Annotated in this window: 2 protein-coding genes; both read left to right on the forward strand. The window is 41.0% G+C overall.

The annotated features are described in order from the left end of the window. The coding region (locus tag S1OALGB6SA_RS09815) for an RHS repeat-associated core domain-containing protein (protein WP_230204536.1) at positions 1-573 on the forward strand (573 nt) is incomplete at its 5' end. Between the two features lie 467 nt (positions 574-1040). After that, entirely contained in the window at positions 1041-1472 is a 432-nt protein-coding gene (locus S1OALGB6SA_RS09825) for a hypothetical protein (RefSeq protein WP_124033345.1), read from the forward strand. Positions 1473-1684: the final 212 nt, after the last annotated feature.

Genomic DNA, 1684 nt, shown 5'->3' on the forward strand with positions numbered 1-1684 from the left:
TATGCCTATGTGAGCAACAACCCCGTGAAGTATGTCGACCCGACGGGGATGGAGAAGGAGAAATTTGAGCAGTTGGGTAGAATCGTTGCAATAGCAGCCTCAGCCGCAGAAGTAGTTGTTGGAGCGCTATTAATACCTGGTGGTGTGACGACACCTATAGGTGCCGTTATGGTTGCACATGGCGGAGCCAATCTGGCTGCAGCTACTGCATCAACAATAGCTTATGAAACAACAGATGGAAATACCGAGCTGAGTACATCGACTCTAGGTCTTGCAGCACAAGGTTTGAGTTATTGGAACCTTAGAAATCAAGATGTCAGTAAAGCTGTTGCAAAGGACCGTGCAGCAATGGTCGGATCTGTTGCAGACGTGGTAGATGGCGCCATGGGCTTTGCAATAAAACCCTTATCAGCTACAGCAAAAATCGCCGCTAAAGCGTCAAGTGTAGCTAATCTTGCAGGAGATGTAGGATTGGCCGGAGCTACAGCTCAAGATTGGTCAAGCAATGCTTCTGCACGCGAAGCAACTGAGCGAAAAAAAGAGATACAAGCAATAGAAGCTAAAGGATTATAGCCTTGAGTTATACGGTAATGACAATTGCAACAGATAAGCCTAATGGTGTTATAGCGAACATAGGTTCATATATGAGCCAACAAAAATTTAAGTATAGGGGTGAATGTTTTCATCAGAAAATATTTAACGAGAAAAAGAGTAACATGTATATCTACGTAGAAGAGAATGGAACAAGCGTCATATTAAGAATCTTTATACATCATGATATGTTGTACAATCGTCAAATATCTAGAAGGTTTTCATGGCTTGGGTTTGGAATTTATTCAACTTGTGTCTCAAGGATTTGTAGAGAGATTACTTCTGTTGTATCAGAATCTGATAAATCGGCACAGATTGAAGTAGAAGATAAGAAGGAATGGTATCCAGTAATAATTGTGTGAAGTAATGATAAAAAGTATTCGAAAGTCCAACCCTCGGCCCCTGAAATAGATAAGTTCAATGCTGTTATAGGGAGCATAGGTTCATATATGGGCCAGCAAAAATTAGGTATAAGGAGGATTATAGCCTTGAGTTATACGGTAATGACCATTACAACAGATGAGCTTCATGCGGATATAGAGAACATATATTTATATATGAGCCAGCAGAAATTTAGGTATAAGGGTGAATGCTTTAATCAGAAAATATTTCACAAGAAATGGAATAACATGTATATCTACGTAGAAAAGAATGAAACAAGCGTCATATTAAGAATCTTCATATCAAAAATCTTTATTCATCAAGATGTGTACAAACGTCAAATATCTAGAAGATTTTCATGGCTTGCGTTTGGGTTTTATTCAAGTGCTGTCTCAAGAATTTGTAGAGGGATTAGTTTTGTTGTATCAGAATTTGATAACTCGGCACAGATTCAAGTAGAAGATAAGAAGGAATGGTATCCAGTAATAATTTTGAAGTAATGATAAAGGTATTCGAAAGCCCAAGCCCCGGCCCCTACAAGCAACGGCCTCTTGCCTCCACTTGCAAACACTGATAGCCTTTTAGCCGCATAGCCCAAGCCGCCCCACCTGCGCAGGCCCCCGGCAGGCCCGCCCTTAGGCCATCCATGGCCATGGTCTAAACAGAACACGCCTTATTTTCAGTAGGCCTCCTGCCTACAAAAAATAAGGGA

The sequence above is a fragment of the Olavius algarvensis spirochete endosymbiont genome (assembly GCA_900608495.1).
In the GTDB taxonomy this organism is placed as follows: Bacteria; Spirochaetota; Spirochaetia; order DSM-2461; family DSM-2461; genus UBA2779.